At 37.4% G+C, this 15,868-nt stretch carries 15 protein-coding genes and 1 tRNA gene; 12 read left to right on the forward strand and 4 right to left on the reverse strand.

Translation table 11 applies throughout. The annotated features are described in order from the left end of the window. Window position 1: 1 nt before the first annotated feature. From IWB64_RS08655 to IWB64_RS08665, 3 genes are all read left to right on the forward strand, one after another. Window positions 2-1,366 (forward strand): TolC family protein, encoded by a 1,365-nt coding sequence (locus tag IWB64_RS08655; RefSeq protein WP_194533636.1) that lies wholly within the window; start codon window positions 2-4, stop codon window positions 1,364-1,366. 108 nt (window positions 1,367-1,474) lie between these two features. Continuing rightward, a complete protein-coding gene (locus IWB64_RS08660; RefSeq protein ID WP_194533637.1) occupies window positions 1,475-2,494 on the forward strand; it encodes a Gfo/Idh/MocA family protein in 1,020 nt (339 codons plus the stop codon). 9 nt (window positions 2,495-2,503) lie between these two features. After that, the gene (locus IWB64_RS08665; protein WP_194533638.1) at window positions 2,504-2,686 is read left to right on the forward strand and encodes a CPXCG motif-containing cysteine-rich protein; all 183 of its coding nucleotides are present in this window, start codon (window positions 2,504-2,506) and stop codon (window positions 2,684-2,686) included. Window positions 2,687-2,688: 2 nt separating this feature from the next. Here the strand turns inward: IWB64_RS08665 and IWB64_RS08670 are convergent, their stop codons facing one another. Next, entirely contained in the window at window positions 2,689-3,369 is a 681-nt protein-coding gene (locus IWB64_RS08670; RefSeq protein WP_194533639.1) for a head GIN domain-containing protein, read from the reverse strand. Between the two features lie 215 nt (window positions 3,370-3,584). Between IWB64_RS08670 and IWB64_RS08675 the strand changes: the two genes are divergently transcribed. The 9 genes from IWB64_RS08675 (at window position 3,585) to IWB64_RS08715 (ending at window position 13,284) form a co-directional block, all read left to right on the forward strand. Further along, a complete protein-coding gene (locus IWB64_RS08675) occupies window positions 3,585-4,646 on the forward strand; it encodes a formylglycine-generating enzyme family protein (protein ID WP_194533640.1) in 1,062 nt (353 codons plus the stop codon). Between the two features lie 68 nt (window positions 4,647-4,714). Then, window positions 4,715-5,248, forward strand: a complete 534-nt coding sequence (locus IWB64_RS08680; protein ID WP_194533641.1) for a YceI family protein — start codon at window positions 4,715-4,717, stop codon at window positions 5,246-5,248. A gap of 59 nt (window positions 5,249-5,307) precedes the next feature. Continuing rightward, entirely contained in the window at window positions 5,308-6,495 is a 1,188-nt protein-coding gene (locus tag IWB64_RS08685; RefSeq protein WP_194533642.1) for a M20 metallopeptidase family protein, read from the forward strand. Window positions 6,496-6,567: 72 nt separating this feature from the next. After that, window positions 6,568-7,182, forward strand: coding sequence for a hypothetical protein (locus IWB64_RS08690; RefSeq protein WP_194533643.1), 615 nt, complete (start codon window positions 6,568-6,570; stop codon window positions 7,180-7,182). A gap of 16 nt (window positions 7,183-7,198) precedes the next feature. Beyond that, window positions 7,199-7,693, forward strand: a complete 495-nt coding sequence (locus IWB64_RS08695; RefSeq protein ID WP_194533644.1) for a (2Fe-2S)-binding protein — start codon at window positions 7,199-7,201, stop codon at window positions 7,691-7,693. A gap of 2 nt (window positions 7,694-7,695) precedes the next feature. After that, window positions 7,696-9,867 carry a xanthine dehydrogenase family protein molybdopterin-binding subunit gene (locus IWB64_RS08700; protein ID WP_194533645.1) on the forward strand — a complete coding sequence of 724 codons (2,172 nt, stop codon included), beginning with the start codon at window positions 7,696-7,698 and terminating at the stop codon, window positions 9,865-9,867. A gap of 104 nt (window positions 9,868-9,971) precedes the next feature. Beyond that, a complete protein-coding gene (locus IWB64_RS08705; RefSeq protein ID WP_194533646.1) occupies window positions 9,972-11,291 on the forward strand; it encodes a phenylacetate--CoA ligase family protein in 1,320 nt (439 codons plus the stop codon). 87 nt (window positions 11,292-11,378) lie between these two features. Further along, on the forward strand, window positions 11,379-12,008 hold the full coding sequence (locus tag IWB64_RS08710) for a sugar transferase (protein WP_194533647.1): 630 nt from the start codon (window positions 11,379-11,381) through the stop codon (window positions 12,006-12,008). Between the two features lie 232 nt (window positions 12,009-12,240). Then, on the forward strand, window positions 12,241-13,284 hold the full coding sequence (locus tag IWB64_RS08715; protein ID WP_194533648.1) for an ATP-grasp domain-containing protein: 1,044 nt from the start codon (window positions 12,241-12,243) through the stop codon (window positions 13,282-13,284). A gap of 383 nt (window positions 13,285-13,667) precedes the next feature. Here the strand turns inward: IWB64_RS08715 and IWB64_RS08720 are convergent. The 3 genes from IWB64_RS08720 to IWB64_RS08730 form a co-directional block, all read right to left on the reverse strand. Beyond that, a tRNA-Arg gene (locus IWB64_RS08720) sits at window positions 13,668-13,741 on the reverse strand. A 164-nt stretch (window positions 13,742-13,905) separates the two neighbouring features. Next, on the reverse strand, window positions 13,906-14,301 hold the full coding sequence (locus IWB64_RS08725; protein ID WP_194533649.1) for a response regulator: 396 nt from the start codon (window positions 14,299-14,301) through the stop codon (window positions 13,906-13,908). A 4-nt stretch (window positions 14,302-14,305) separates the two neighbouring features. Continuing rightward, entirely contained in the window at window positions 14,306-15,868 is a 1,563-nt protein-coding gene (locus IWB64_RS08730; protein WP_194533650.1) for a sensor histidine kinase, read from the reverse strand.

The following is a 15,868-nucleotide window of genomic DNA, read 5'->3' on the forward strand; positions in this document are numbered from 1 at the left end:
AATGATTAAACAATTTATAGCCGCCTTTATTTTTCTTTTTATCACGGTAGGGATTTCGGCGCAAGAAAAACGTCTTTCAAAAGAAGAGGCAGTTCGTTTGACTTTAGAAAATAACTTTGGAATAAAAGTAGCTGGTAATCAAGTGAAAATTGCCGATAACAATCAAGGGGTGCTCAATTCAGGTTATTTACCTAGTTTGACAGGAACGGCCGGTGCCAATTATAGTGAGTTGAACAGTACTACTGCTTACCCGGACCAATTTAATACGGACGGGACACCTAGGGAAGACCTAGAAATTGATCATGCGGAGTCGCAGTCGTTCAACGGAGGGTTAAGTCTGGATTATACGTTGTTTGATGGTTTAGGTAGGTTGTATAATTACAAAAGGCTAAAAGAGCAGTATCAACTTACAGAGCTTCAGGCCAGGGAAACTATAGAGAATACCTTGTTGCAGTTATTCAGCATATATTTTGAAGTAGCTAGACTTACCGAGAATGAAAATGTATTTAAAGAGGCGCTTGCAATTTCTACAGACCGTATTACTAGAGCTGAATATTCTTTTGAATATGGTCAGAATACCAAGCTAGATATTTTAAACGCACAGGTAGATGTTACTAATGACAGCATTAACTTATTGAATACAAAACAACAACTGGCAAATACCAAGCGAGATTTAAATGTAATAGTTAACCAAAGCCTTAGTGAGAAGTTTCAGGTAGATACTATTGTTCGTTTTGTGCCTAGGTTGCAATTAGATGAACTCATAGGTCAGGCTAAAGAAAATAACGTAACCATACTGCAGACGGAGCGTAATTTGGCTATTAATGAATACGATATTAAGGTAAATAGTTCTGGCTACTTACCAACAATTGGTCTTACGGGGTCGTATGGTTGGAATTTGAACCAAAGTGCACCTAATTCGTTCTTGCCAGGGCAGGTTATTCCTGGTAGTAATAGATCTAGTCTAACTTTAGGTTTGGGAGCTAGTCTTACGTGGAACCTTTTTGACGGAGGAACCACCACCACTTTGGTACGTAATTCTAAAATTGCCTATGAGAATCAAGAACTGATGCAAGAGCAAGTTGCAATAGAGGTGGATAGGGATATTCTTAATGCTTTGGCTAGCTATGAAAATCTATTGACTATTTATCAGATTCAAGAACAGAACGTACTCACCAATGAAAACAATTTTGAAAGATCAAAAGAGCAGTTTCAATTGGGTAGGATTACGTCTATTGAATTTCGTCAAGCTCAAATAAACCTTTTGAACGCCCAGACCAACAAGAATTTGGCCAAGTACGATGCCAAGTTGGCAGAACTTCAATTATTGCAGCTTACGGGACAACTATTGAATGTAGAGTTCTAAGAAAAATCAATTTAAAAATTTGAATTGAACGATTGTTCTTAATGGGTGATTCTTTGTCATTCATATAATTTCTTCGTAGTATAGTTTCTGTAAAAATAGAACTATCATATGGCTAATATTGGCGTTGGAATCATCGGAACAGGTTCAATAGTACACACCTATATAAAATGTCTTTCTGAGATGGATGGAGTCCGGATTGTTGGGCTCTGTACAAAATCTACAGATAGGGTAGAGCAGGTTAAAGCTGAATTCGGTTTGCCAGTCTACAGTGATTACGGTTCTTTTCTAGCACTTCCGGAAATAGATTTAGTTTGCATCTGTAATGAAAGCGGAAAACATAGCGAAGCAATAGAGGCTGCTGCTATGGCTAACAAGCATGTTTTAAGTGAAAAGCCTCTAGAAGTAACAACAGAGAAAATAGATGCGTTAATAGCCTTATGTGATAAACAAAGGGTCCTTTTAGGATGCGTGCTTCAAAATAGGTGTAGTACAGATTATAGAAAGGTAGAAAAAGCTGTGAAATCTGGAAAGCTAGGTAAGTTACTTATGGGCAACGCCAGTATCAATTGGTACAGGTCGGAGGCTTATTATTCAAAAAGTAATTGGCGGGGTACAATAAAATTAGACGGTGGTGCGGCTTTTATAAATCAAGGTATTCATACTGTAGACCTGTTAATGAATCTAATGGGTCCAGCAGTATCGGTCTTTGCTAATGTCCAAACTAGGGTTCATTTAATAGAAGGGGAGGATGTTGGAGCAGCACTTATAAATTATAAAAATGGGGCAATAGGCACTATTACTGCTGGAACGGCCTTATATCCTGGATATCCAGAGCGCGTTGAGGTGTATGGAGAAAAGGGAAGCATCATTATGGAAGGAGGTAAAATAACTTCATGGAATATTAGAGATGAGGAGACACCTAAGTTAAGCACTGAATCGTTAGGAAGCGGAGCAGCTGACCCGACTGCAATAGGGCATCAAAACCATAAAATTGTACTTCAGGATATGGTAGAGGCAATTCGATATAACAAGAAACCAATGGTAAATGGGGAAGAAGCAAGGAAGTCCGTTGCGCTAATAAACGCTATTTATGAATCCTCTAGAAACAAAAAACAGGTTCAGCTTTAAGATTTAATTATGTACGAACATTTTTTTCAATGTCCATATTGCTGGGAAGAAATATCTATGTTAATAGATCCTTCAATCTCAAGCCAAACCTATGTTGAGGATTGCGAGGTATGTTGTAATCCTATAGAAGTGACCCCGCAATTTCAAGATAACGAACTGGTCGCTTTTGAAGCTCGTGATATAGAGCAGTAAGCTTAATCCATCTCCTTAATTTTTCCTCCAAAGACTTTATCTTTTTCAATACTTCTAGGCTTTCCGTAAATGTAGATAGATCCACCGGCACGTACCTTGGCTACTACTTTGTCTGAGGCGTTCACGTCTGCTCTTCCTCCAGCGTTAACCACCACTGTAGTTTCTTTGGTGTCTAGTTGTTTGTTATAAATTTTACCTCCGGTGTTCACCATGACTTCTTGCTTTGTAGCAGAACCGGTAAGGGTTACTTCTCCACCAGACACAGATTTCGCGTAAAGGTCTTTAAAGTTTATTTTTAAGTCGATTTTCCCGCCTTCTTGGGTTTTGATTTCAACGCGATCACCTTCAACGGTTTCATCAGATTTTATTTTTGCATTCTCGTTTGAATCAATTAGAGTGAGGTCTTCAGTGTAATATAAGGTGGCTTTAGCCTCGTCTCCGTCTAAAAAATTACCGAACTCCATTTTAATTTTTAAGAGACCATCTTTGTTAGAGATACTTATCTCATCCTTGTCATCGCCGGTAATAACAATTTTGTTTTCGTTGCTTTTAATAAGGCTAACAACTATCCGGTCATATACTTTAAGCTCTGTAAATTTATCTAAGTCTTTTGTATTTTCCTTCTGTGCTAAAACGCCTGCAGATATGAATAGGGCAAGGGCTAGAAATTTAAATTTTTTCATCTTTCAATTTTTGTAGTGTTCCTTCAAATATACGCTATTTTAGACGATTCCCCTAGAGTGTTAATATCTCTGAAGTAACGCTGTCGTTGCTATTGTGGCTTTTTTAAACAAAAGATGTAGGTGTTGTTGTGGGGTTGAAAATAAGGTAGTTTTAAGAAGGTTGAGTCTGCTTATTGTAAATAAAAAAAACTATTTTTAGCAAAAGCATTATTTAAATGAAAACCCAGTTAACCAAAATTACCTTAGCTGCCTGTATCTTTGGGGTGGTGTTCCAATCTTGTAAATCTTCACAATCAGTTACTACTGTAGAGAAAACCGTTGCTGATACAACCAAAGAAATAGTAGCCAAAAAAACACCTTTGGAAGCATCTACTGACGTTTCGAACGGTTATACGGAAACGGTTCCTGAAACCGACAATAGTTTTGATATGGTTTTAATTCCTGAAGGAACTTTTAAAATGGGTAGCCCTGAAACGGAAGTCAATAGGAAAGCAGATGAAGGACCACAGAAAGATGTGGAGTTAGATGCCTTTTATATGGCTAAACATGAATTAACTTGGGATTTGTTTGAACTTTTCTTTAAACAGAACAAAGAACTTTTCGTTAAGTTAGATAACGACCGAGTTATAAAAATAGACGCCATTACACGTCCTAGCCCACCGTATGAAGATCCTTCTTATGGAATGGGGAAAGATGGTTTTCCTGCGGTTAGCATGTCTGCATATTCCGCTTTGGTCTATTGTAAATGGCTGAGTACCGTAACAGGAAAATTTTACCGATTACCTACAGAAGCTGAGTGGGAGTATGCTGCAAAAGCGGGTACGGATAGTGCTTATAGTTTTGGAGATGATGTTTCTGAAATAGATGCGTATGCAGTATATTATAAAAATTCAGAAAATAAATATGCTAAAGTAGGCTCTAAGAAACCAAATCCTTGGGGTTTGTATGATATGCACGGTAATGCTGCAGAGTGGACCTTAGACGAATATAAGGAAGATGCATATGCTACAACGGAAAACAAGAATCCGTGGGTGACACCAGCGGTAATTCACCCAAGGTCTTTTAGAGGAGGCTCGTGGGATGATGATGCAGATAAATTACGTTCTTCCGCTAGAACGGGATCAAGTTTAAAGCAACAAAAACGTGATCCACAGATTCCAAAAAGCTTTTGGTGGTTTACAGATTCCAATTATGTAGGTTTTAGATTAGTGAGCCCTAAAGTTCAACCCAGCTCAGAAGAACAGAAAAAGTTCTGGAAAACCGTTTTGGACGAATAGTAATTGGTCTTATGGCAATTTTAAATCAAATTGATAACGCCAACAGTTAGTTGGGCTATTTAGATAATATGAAAAATATAGCGCTATTATTATTTCTAATTGCTTTCACCTATATAGGGAAAGCACAGGATAACTATTCCCTATCGGATACCAGTAAACTGACTATAAGTGGTTCTTCCACGGTGCATGAATGGGTCGTAACTGCTAACACGGTAGCGGCAACACTAAATTATGATGGAACAGCGCCAAAGCAAATAGATTTAGAGGTAGCCGTTGCGGATATTAAAAGTGAGCGGGGCGAAACAATGGATCAAAAGATGTACGATGCGCTAAAGAAAGAGAAACATCCAAAGGTTACTTTTAAACTTACCGAGATAAAGGACAAGTCTATTTTTGTTGGTTCGTTAAATATTGCAGGCGTAGAGAAAACAGTAGAAATCCCAATAACAATGGAAAATGCCTCTGAAAATCTTAAGATTTCTGGACAAAAGAAGCTAGTGTTACAAGATTATGGGATGGAGCCGCCCAGTGCAATGTTCGGTCAGATTATTGTTGGAGATGAGGTTACCGTTAATTTTGATTTGGTCTTTTCAAAGAATTAGAATACTAGTTTTTTAAATCACAATTTTGGTAGCTAGTAGACTTTAAACCTTCTTTTTTTATGGATGATTACCGAAAAATTAAAAGTCTTGCCACACAATATGCTCCTGAATTTGTAGCCGTTCGAAGGCATCTGCACGAAAACCCAGAATTATCTTTTCAAGAATACAATACGTGTGCATACCTCAAAGAACAGTTAATGTCACTTGGGATAACAGATATAGAATCTGTTGCAGAAACAGGGATTTTAGCTACAATTAACGGAAACAAGAAAGGTAAAACGGTTCTTTTACGCTCAGACATTGATGCATTACCAATACAGGAGCAGAATGATATAGCGTATGCTTCCAAAAAAGAGGGAGTCATGCATGCCTGTGGGCATGATGCACACAGTGCTTCTCTATTGCTCTGCGCTAAAATTTTAGTAGAATTAAAAGGTAATTTTTCTGGTAGTGTAAAATTGCTATTTCAACCAGCGGAAGAACTTAGTCCGGGTGGAGCTATTAGCGTCATGAAGGAAAAAGCGTATATCGCTTTAGGAACCATTCCCCATGTGGGGCAACATGTACGGCCAGATATTCCCGTTGGTAAGGTAGGTTTTCGTTCAGGAAAATTTATGGCCAGTATGGATGAACTTTTTTTGACCGTCAAAGGTAAAGGAGGTCATGCCGCTATGCCCGAAAAAATAATAGACCCAGTTTTAATAACTTCCCATATTATTGTTGCCGCTCAACAATTGGTCAGTCGTATGGCAGATCCAAAAACGCCTTCCGTACTTTCTTTTGGTAAGGTAATCGCCAATGGCGCCATCAATGTTATTCCTGATGAGGTTTCTATTGAAGGAACGTTCAGAACTCTGGATGAAGAATGGCGGAAAATAGCTTTAGAAAAGTTGCACAAATTGGTCACTACCATGGCAGAGGCAATGGGAGGTAGCTGTGAACTTAAAATCAATCATGGGTACCCGCATTTAAAAAATGATACTGCTTTAACAGAGGACTTAAGAATTTATGCAAAGGATTATTTGGGTTCGGAAAATGTGGAGGAATTGGACCAATGGATGGCTGCGGAAGACTTTGCATACTACACGCAAGCCAATCCGGCCTGTTTCTATATGTTAGGTGTTGGTAATGTTGATAAAAATATTGAATCTGGGTTGCATACACCTACTTTCAATATAGATGAATCTGCCTTGGAAATAGGTGGTGGACTCATGGCATGGTTGGCCATTAAGACACTTTTAGGGTAACGCTGCTTGGTAATTTTGACTTCTTTAATTAATCAGTAACTTTATAGGTATAGGCAAATGCCTACTCCAGCTATGAAAATAAAAAACTACCTTCTAATTTTCTTTCTTTTGATGGCAGGGTTTGTATTGGCTTCAATCTATATTCCTATAGAAACAGCGTATACTTCCGCACCTGTTAATGCACAAGAAAACGAAAAAAAATCAGATGTTGCCTTCCATAAAATGATGGACGTGCTTACGCATCCACGTTGTTTAAACTGCCACCCGAGCGATAATATTCCAAAGCAGGGAGAAGAAAGCCATCCTCATTACTTTGATATTGCTAGAGGAGACGATAATGTGGGTTTTGAAGCTACTAAATGTGCTACCTGTCATCAATCTGAAAACAATCCGTATTCAGGCGCTCCAGGCGCGCCACATTGGTCTCTGGCTCCACATTCTATGCGCTGGCAAGGGCTTGATAGATTTGAAATCGCACAATCCATGATGGATGGTGAACGTAATGGTGGCCGTTCTCCCGAGGAAATTCTTAAACACTTAACGGAAGATGACTTGGTACTTTGGGCCTGGGGGCCTGGTGCTAATATTAAAGGTGAGCCTCGTGAACTTCCACCGGTATCCAAAGAAGAATTTATCAGTGCGGTAGAAGCGTGGTTTGAAAGTGGTCACACCATACCATCCAAATAATAGAAAAAAGTCAACTATGAAAATTTCAATGATAGTCAATGGTCAATCTCATGCTATTGAACTTACTGACGAATACACCCCTTTGCTTTGGGTTATTCGTGATATACTTGGGCTAAAAGGGACTAAGTTTGGTTGTGGTAAAGCCGCCTGTGGAGCTTGCACGCTTCATATAGACGGAGAGGCAGTCCGTTCGTGTTCTTATCCGGTGAAATTCGCAGAAGGAAAAGAAGTCACAACTATTGAAGGTTTAGGAGATGCAGAGAATCCGCATCCTGTCCAGCAAGCTTGGCTAGAAGAAATAGTGCCTCAGTGTGGGTATTGCCAACCTGGATTTATGATGGCCACTGCAGCGCTATTGAATAAAATTCCGAACCCTACAGACGAGGATATCGATAATAATATTATAAATGTTTGTAGATGCGGCACATATTATAGAATGCGGAAAGCCATCCATAAGGCTGCGGATAAACAAAATGCTATTAATGCAATGAACGAACCAACAAAAGCTTAGTGATGGCAGATAATGAATCCTCAGAAAAGAAGCGTAAGAAGTTATCAAGACGAAAATTTTTAGTCCGTGGTGGTTTTGGAACCTTAGGAGTACTTGCCGTAGGTACGTATTTATTCAGAAACCCTATTAGAAGAACCATCTTGAAGAAGGTGAATTCAATGGATATAGAATACTTGGGCAGTACAGATAATCCTATGTTGTGGTTTGAACTTGGAAAGGATAATGTAGTTATTCTGCATTCTCCAAAAGTAGAAATGGGTCAGGGTACCTTTACGGGTATAGCCCAAATGGCTGCAGATGAATTAGATGTTCCGTTTGAGAATGTAAAAGTAGTTCATGCTACTACGGATACGGGCAATATTGATCAATTTAGCACAGGGGGTAGTACTTCCATTTCTGGATTGTGGCAACCGCTTCGTGAATTAGCGGCAACCTTTCGTGAAATGATGAAGATTGAAGCTGCAAATAAATTAGGAGTTTCCATTTCTCAGCTTTCGGTAAAAGATGGTGTTGTTTCTGCAAATGGCGAAAGCCTCACTTATGTCGAAATCTCAGAAGGAGTAACCGACTGGACGATTCCTAAAAAACCAATTCTTAAGGACATTAGTAGTTATCGCTTTGTAGGAAAGCCATTGCCAAGAGTAGATTTAGCGGATAAAGTATACGGCGCGCCCATGTTTGGGCTGGATGCTGAAATGCCTAATATGTTGTACGGGGCAGTAGTGAGGCCTTCAAAAATAGGGGCGAAGTTTATAAGTGCTACAACGGATAAGGCCGAAAAAATGCCCGGAGTGGTGAAGGTTGTTAGTGAGGATGATTTTGTAGGTGTAGTTGCTGAATCTTATATGGAAGCGGAAAATGCCAAACAGGCTATTGAGGTGGTATGGGAAACCCCAGACAATTTACAGCAAGATGAGATTGTAGCAATGATGACAGTGGGAAATGGTACCTCTAGCATAATTCAAAAACAAGGTGCTGCATTAGAAGGTGATGATAAGGTACAGATGGAATTTAGGAGTCCTATTGGTGCACACGCACAAATAGAACCTAACGGTGTTGTCGCTTACGTTGAAGCATCTAAGGCTACTATTATGATATCTACTCAGGTAGTTGGTATAACCCGTAAGGAAGTTTCCTCCCGCTTAGGGTGGGATGTAGAAGAGGTGAATGTAATACCAACATATCTAGGCGGTGGTTTTGGAAGACGACTGCATACGCCACATGCCGTACAAGCGGCAGTAATGTCCAAAGCAGTTGGGAAACCGGTAAAATATATTTTTAGTAGGGAAGAAGAGTTTCAACATGATATGTTTCGCCCGCCAACCCATCATATTCTTAAAGGGAGTTTAAATGAAAAAGGACTGTTAAGCGGTCTTGAACACCATTTTGTGAGTGGTGATGTGGGTAATAATTCAGCATTGCTGCCAAATGTGGTTCCTACTATTTTAGGGGCAGATGTAGGTGCTATTAGAGGCGCATTTATTCAATATACGGGAGTACCTAATCATCGTTCGGTGTATTGGCATGTAGATTTGCCTTTTGCAACGAGTTGGTGGCGTAGTTTAGGCTTATTGGCTAATACCTTTGCAATTGAAAGCTTTGTTGATGAGATGGCTTTAAAAGCAGGTAAGGATGCTATTGAATTCCGTTTGGCACATGTTAATGATGATGAGGCTGGGAAACGGTTAAAGGAGGTTATGCGTACGGCAGGTGAAAAAGCTGGGTATTCAGAGGAAGTTAAAAATGGGAGAGCAATGGGTTTTGCAGCTTCCGTAGATGCGGGAACACCATGTGCGCATGTAGTTGAGGTTTCTGTGGAGGATAATAATATACGCGTGCATAAAGTAACTGTGGTATTAGATCCTGGTTTGGCGGTAAACCCAGACCAAATAAGAGCGCAATGCGAAGGCTGTGTGATTATGGGAATGAGCGCGGTTCTTTTCGAACAAATGAAAGTAGTAGATGGTTCGTTAACACCAACTATTTATGGTCCTTATGAAATGGCTTTAATGAAACACGCTCCAAGAGAAATTGATGTGGTATTGTTGCAAGGTAAAGATACACCAGGTGCCGTTGGTGAACCACCATTGGGCCCAATAGGAGCTGCGATAGCCAATGCGGTACGCAGATTGACTGGGAAACGGCTGCAATCTATGCCATTAAAATTGACCTAGTTTAAATTTCTATCGTTTAAAGTTTTTAGAAGAGATTTTGTTAATTTTTAGAATGTTTAAACCCTATATTTCAAACTACAAAATTACAGGGAATTGTACGTATCATGAAGCAGCTTGCCGAGAAACTCCGAAATAAAATCTTTTGGTCATTAGATGCTCTTAAAAGAGGTAAACTTATTGCGCATTATAGGGATATTGCCCAAATATTGGAAAATTATGATACGCCGGAGTCCCAGAAAAGAAGGGCGAATCTTCTAAAACAGCTTTTAAATCATGCTTCTGATACTACGGAGTTTTACAAAGAGTATAAAAACCTTGAGAATCTTGAGGATTTTCCTGTAATAGATAAGTGTATTATCCGGGACAATTTTGATGCTTTTCAGTCTATAGAATACATAGATAAATCTAAACAGAAAGTTTCTACTAGTGGGTCTTCTGGCACTCCGTTCATGGTATATCAAAATAGCAATAAAGTAATCAGAAACCGAGCGGATACTATTTATCTTCAAGGCATAGTAGGCTTCAAGATTGGATATCGCCTGTACTATATCCGTCAATGGTTAGAAAAATATCGGTTGAATAACTTGACGCGAAGAATGCGCAATATAGAGATGGTCAACGTAGCGGATTTCTCTGATAATTATTTAGAAAAACTTATAACAACCCTAAGAAAAGATACCTCAACTAAGGTGCTTTTAAGTTATTCATCAGCCTTGCGGGAAATCTGCAATTATCTTGAGCGTGTAAGTGCAAAACCTATTGAAACTAATATTTCATCTATAATTGCCATGGCAGAAGGTTTAAGCGATGATACAAGAGACAAACTCATAAAGTATTTCAATACAAACGTGTACTTACGTTACTCGAACCAAGAAAATGGTATTTTATCACTACAACTCTCTAAAATAAATAACAGTTTACAGATAAACTGGGCTAGCTATTTTATTGAAATTCTTCATCCTGAAAAAGATATTCCAGTGGAGTATGGGGAATTGGGTAGGGTAGTGGTTACTGATTTATTCAACTATTGCACCCCTTTTATTCGATATGATACAGGTGATTTTGCCATAATGACCCAAGATGGTGGCTTCTTCAAAGGATCTCCTGTTTTTTTAAGGGTTGAGGGTAGGAAAATGGATATTATTTATAATACTCAAGGTCTTGTAATATCCGGTTACAACATTCATCACTTGGAATCGTATCCTGATATAAAACAATTTCAATTTGTTCAAGAAGACCGGGCAAAATATCGTATAAAGCTGGTGACAGAAAATCGTCTGAAAAGTGAAGAGATAATTATTAATCACTTCAAGACCTTTTTAGGAACTGATGCAAGCATAGAAATAGTTTATGTTGAAGAAATAAAACAGCTTGCATCTGGTAAAAGAAGATTAATTATAAATAATTATCAAAAAGGTAACTGATGTAAAGAGTAATTTTTAATTGAAATGCGTTAATTTATTAAGAGTTAAGACGATAATTTTAAATGATAATACCCATCCAATATAATAATGTATAAAACCTTTATTAAACCCTTCTTCGACTTTTGCGTTGCTCTTACTGCGTTAGTTTTGCTTTCGCTAATCTTTATTGTAATATATTGTATTTTAAAGTTTGGTAAGAATCAAGAGCCTTTGTTTTATCAACCCAGACCCGGAAAGAAGGAGGAGGTTTTCTATATAATTAAGTTTAAAACAATGTCAGATGAAAAAAACTTAAAGGGAGAACTTTTACCTGATGATAAAAGACTTACCCGTATAGGTGCATTAATGCGAAAAACATCGTTAGATGAAATTCCTCAACTCATAAATGTTCTAAAAGGAGATATGAGTTTGGTTGGGCCAAGACCCTTGCGAGTAAGGTATTTGCCTTATTATTCATCTAGAGAAAATTTGAGGCATGATGTAAAACCTGGTATTACCGGTCTTGCCCAAGTTTCTGGTAGAAACGGCATATCTTGGGACCTTAGATTGGAACTTGATGCAGCGTACACAGAGAAAATGAGCTTTTTATTTGACTGTAAAATTCTTTTAAAGACTTTGGTCAAAGTTTTTGATAGTTCGGTTGTTGAATTTTCCGATGGGCCTGATAGTTTAGATGAGTATAGAAGTGATAAAGTAAAACATAGTTCTATAGAATAATAGGGTGTAGACTATTTTTTTTGGCTTATTTTTTTTACAATAAATTTAGCTAAATATTTAATTTAGAAGGATTTAGTAATTGACGCTTTAGTAATAAAAATTTTTATTTTTTCACTCTTGTTTAATTTTGACGTAGTGTAGTATAATCTAGATTAATCAAACTCTTTTGGGGAATTCCATATACGGAAACATCCCCTTTATTCCCAAACTTCGTATTAAATAAAACTAGATTATGAATATTTTATTTACCTGCGCTGGCAGAAGAAATTATTTGATAGATTATTTCAAAAAAGAAATTGGCGGCAATGGTAAAATTATCGTTGTAGATTCTGATTATACAGCCCCTGCGCTTGCTGCTGGCGATGTAGCAATTAAGATGCCATCTCTATATCACCCTGATTATTTGAGCGTTCTCAATAATGTCATAAGAGATTATAATGTTGATTTAGTTATTCCTCTAAACGATCTTGAGCTGCTTTTAATGTCCGAAAATAAAGAGCTCTTGGAAGCGCATAGGGCCAAGGTTGTTGTTTCCGAAGCAAACATTATATCCTTCTGTGCGGACAAATGGCAAACTTATAATTTTTTCAAAGACTTGAGCATAAAGACACCTCTTTCGTTTCTAAAGATAGAGGATGTAGTGGAAGCCTTATCTAAGAAAATTTTGAGTTATCCAATTATATTAAAGCCTAGGTGGGGCTCTGGTTCTATAGGTATAGAGGAAGTCCGTAGTGAAGAAGAATTGTACTATGCTTATAAGTTGCTTTTAATCAAAATTAAGAGGTCGGTTATAGCCAATATGCACGATGATGATTTTGTTGATACGATAATTTTTCAAGAAAAAATAGTTGGTCAAGAGTATGGTGTGGATATACTCAATGATTTCAATGGAAATTACTATAGCGCATTCGTAAGAAAAAAGTTGGCTATGCGTGCAGGAGAAACCGATAAGGCCATAACTGTCATAGATAATAAATTTTTAGAAATAGCCCAAAAATTGGGAGAGTCTACAAAGCATATTGGAATTATGGACTGTGATTTTTTTGTTGTGGATAATGAAATTTATTTCTTGGAAATGAACCCTAGGTTTGGTGGAGGATATCCCTTTTCGCACGAGGCCGGTGTAAACATACCTGCTATATACCTTGCATGGTTGCGAGGTGATTTGGATATATCAAAATACATAGACTATAGACCAGGTTGTATATTTTCTAAATATGATAGGATTATTAAAGTCGTGGAACAAGAAAAACTCAATTCCTACCCTCCAGCGTAAAATAAAAAAATATTATTTATGCATCGTATAATGTAAGCTCTGCACATTTTACTCTTCCCCTATTTAATTTTTGAGATATTATTGGAGCGGCAATTGCCAATGGCGTAAGAAGGTTGACCGGTAAACGCTTGCAATCTATGCCATTAAAATTGACCTGATTTAAAGACATAAAAAAAGGCTTCCAAGAAATTGGAAGCCTTTTAGCTTTAGTGATGGCACTAGGATTACCTCTGGTTTTCCTAGGCGGCTCAATGTTGCAAATTATAAACCACGAGCTATCGCTCTGGTTCTTCGGTTTATTCCAAGATTACAAGACCGTTGGTCTTGCATCTTTCCATAAAACAAAGAACCACGCCAAAAGGGGCGTGGTTACTTATTTAAAGTGATGGCACTAGGATTCGAACCTAGGACCGCCTGCTTAGAAGGCAGGTGCTCTATCCAGCTGAGCTATGCCACCATTTTTAAAGCGGTGCAAAGATAGTTTATTTTCTTAGAAAAATAACCCACAAAAGTTCAAAAAATATACTTTTTATTTAAAAAAAGAAACTCAGCAAACTTAGAACGCTAGGTTTGAAAGTGTTTGCAGTGCGAAAAAAGAAAGTTTTTTTCCGGTAACTAAAATTATTTAGAATTTTCCAGTTTTGCTTTTAATAGTTTTTGCCTTATGATTTCAAATTCCTTGTTGAGTTCGTACTCATCAATAGGTTTTCTGAGAATGTGAAGAGGTTCCGTGTTTTTTGCATTTTCTAAGGTGGTGTAATCTGAATTTCCAGTTATGTATACGAAAGGGGTTTTATATTTTTCTTTTAATATCATAGCCGTCTCAATACCATTTAGTGCTCCAGAAAGACCAATGTCCAGAAGAACCACATCTGGCATATATTGTTCTATCATGTTTAGGGCATCTTCGCCATTATCAGCAGTTTTAACTTTAGTTTTACCTGCATTGGTAATGATGTGCTCTAAGAACATTTGAATAATCAGGTTGTCTTCTACTATTAGGACTTTTAGTTTCATAGTATTATGATATCTGTTCAATTTCTTGAAACGTTAATATATAGTGTGTACCGCTTTCGGTATTATCTTTTTCTATGTTTCCTTTTAGTTGCAATGTTAGCATGTGAATCAATTTTAGACCTAATGATTTGGTATTTCTAAAATCTATTTCATCAGAGAAACCGCTACCATTATCTCCTATGTACATTAAGAAATTTGGGTATTGTAATTTTTCAAACTTGACGGTAATTAGTCCTTCATCTATATTTTTGAATCCGTATTTTAAAGAATTTGTGATAATTTCATTCACCATGAGCCCAAGGGGCACGGAGGTATCCAGATTTAAATGAATTTCATCTGCCTCCACTTTTAAATCAATTTTTTTATTCGTCCCTTTCATGGAAGAAATTAGGGTAGAAGCCAAGCGCCGTGCGTAGTCTCCATAGTTTATTTTACTTAAGTCTTTGGATTTATACAACATCTCGTGAATGATGGCCATAGAGTTTATACGGTATTGGCTATATCTAAAAAGGCCTTTTATTTTATCGTCTTTTATAAAACTAGATTGTAAACTTAAGAGGCTTGTTATGACCTGTAAATTGTTTTTTACCCTATGATGTATTTCCTTTAAAAGAGTATTGCGTTCATTTAGTCTATCTCGTATAGTTTTGTTTAATGAATTTATATATTGATTTTTTTTATAGAGCGAATAAATAATACTCAGGAATAGCATAACCCCAATTGTAAGAATAACTGCAGTGCTATAGGTAGATGTTTTGTATTCTGTTAATTGATTCTGAATGGAAACAATATTAGGTTCTGTAAAGAGGGTCCAGTTTTGGTTACCTTCTAGACTTATCTTTCTTTGGTAGTAATGAGCATTGCCAAAACGGTCTTTTTTAGTAAGGTCAGTTTTAGATGGTGCGTATAGTTTTTCGTCTCCGCCACTGTAGAAAACCTCATTTTTGGAGTTTAGAAAAGTGGTTTTTTGTCCTTTGAAACTATCAAGCCAATTCTTGGCGTTTAGGTTAAGACCTACAACGCCTTGTAACACATTGTCAATATATATTGGAGTAAAAAAGCGTACGGTGGGTCTATGTGGTACCTCAACTTTGTCATGTTCAATGTTGAGATCCATATTGGAAACAAAAACATCGCCTTTGTTCAAGTGTAATGTTTTTATAAAATAATTTCTGTCTCCTTTATATTGATAAGTTTTAGCTACGGTACTGTCCTTGTTTTCCACTCGTATAACCTCCATGCCTCTTAAATCTATATACCTGGCTTGAAAATAATTAGGGTCGGCATTAAGGAAATAGGCTAGTTTTTTGTGAGTAATGGCTAGTGGGATGCCTGTTTTAAGGTCTAGTTCTATTAAATCTCTAAGAAAGACTACATTTTTCTTGCTAATAGTATATAGCTCCAATAGGCGTGTTTCCGCATCTTTAAGTTTGTTCTTTTCGGTTATCTCCTCAACGAGGGTAATATTTTTATGGTAAAGTTTTATGCGTTGAACAGAGAGATTCCAAATAATCACACACGTAATCATGAAGAGTATAGTGGATGTGATTATTAGTTTTTTCCCCAT

This window comes from Zobellia nedashkovskayae (assembly GCF_015330125.1).
GTDB classification, from domain to species: Bacteria; Bacteroidota; Bacteroidia; order Flavobacteriales; family Flavobacteriaceae; genus Zobellia; species Zobellia nedashkovskayae.

Coding starts and splice junctions, on each gene's coding strand:
- IWB64_RS08690 (WP_194533643.1), top strand. CDS start 6,568: ATGAAAATAAAAAACTACCTTCTAATTTTCTTTCTTTTGATGGCAGGG.
- IWB64_RS08725 (WP_194533649.1), bottom strand. CDS start 14,301: ATGAAACTAAAAGTCCTAATAGTAGAAGACAACCTGATTATTCAAATG.
- IWB64_RS08705 (WP_194533646.1), top strand. CDS start 9,972: ATGAAGCAGCTTGCCGAGAAACTCCGAAATAAAATCTTTTGGTCATTA.
- IWB64_RS08675 (WP_194533640.1), top strand. CDS start 3,585: ATGAAAACCCAGTTAACCAAAATTACCTTAGCTGCCTGTATCTTTGGG.
- IWB64_RS08665 (WP_194533638.1), top strand. CDS start 2,504: ATGTACGAACATTTTTTTCAATGTCCATATTGCTGGGAAGAAATATCT.
- IWB64_RS08670 (WP_194533639.1), bottom strand. CDS start 3,369: ATGAAAAAATTTAAATTTCTAGCCCTTGCCCTATTCATATCTGCAGGC.
- IWB64_RS08730 (WP_194533650.1), bottom strand. CDS start 15,868: ATGGGGAAAAAACTAATAATCACATCCACTATACTCTTCATGATTACG.
- IWB64_RS08700 (WP_194533645.1), top strand. CDS start 7,696: ATGGCAGATAATGAATCCTCAGAAAAGAAGCGTAAGAAGTTATCAAGA.
- IWB64_RS08695 (WP_194533644.1), top strand. CDS start 7,199: ATGAAAATTTCAATGATAGTCAATGGTCAATCTCATGCTATTGAACTT.
- IWB64_RS08715 (WP_194533648.1), top strand. CDS start 12,241: ATGAATATTTTATTTACCTGCGCTGGCAGAAGAAATTATTTGATAGAT.
- IWB64_RS08710 (WP_194533647.1), top strand. CDS start 11,379: ATGTATAAAACCTTTATTAAACCCTTCTTCGACTTTTGCGTTGCTCTT.
- IWB64_RS08655 (WP_194533636.1), top strand. CDS start 2: ATGATTAAACAATTTATAGCCGCCTTTATTTTTCTTTTTATCACGGTA.
- IWB64_RS08660 (WP_194533637.1), top strand. CDS start 1,475: ATGGCTAATATTGGCGTTGGAATCATCGGAACAGGTTCAATAGTACAC.
- IWB64_RS08685 (WP_194533642.1), top strand. CDS start 5,308: ATGGATGATTACCGAAAAATTAAAAGTCTTGCCACACAATATGCTCCT.
- IWB64_RS08680 (WP_194533641.1), top strand. CDS start 4,715: ATGAAAAATATAGCGCTATTATTATTTCTAATTGCTTTCACCTATATA.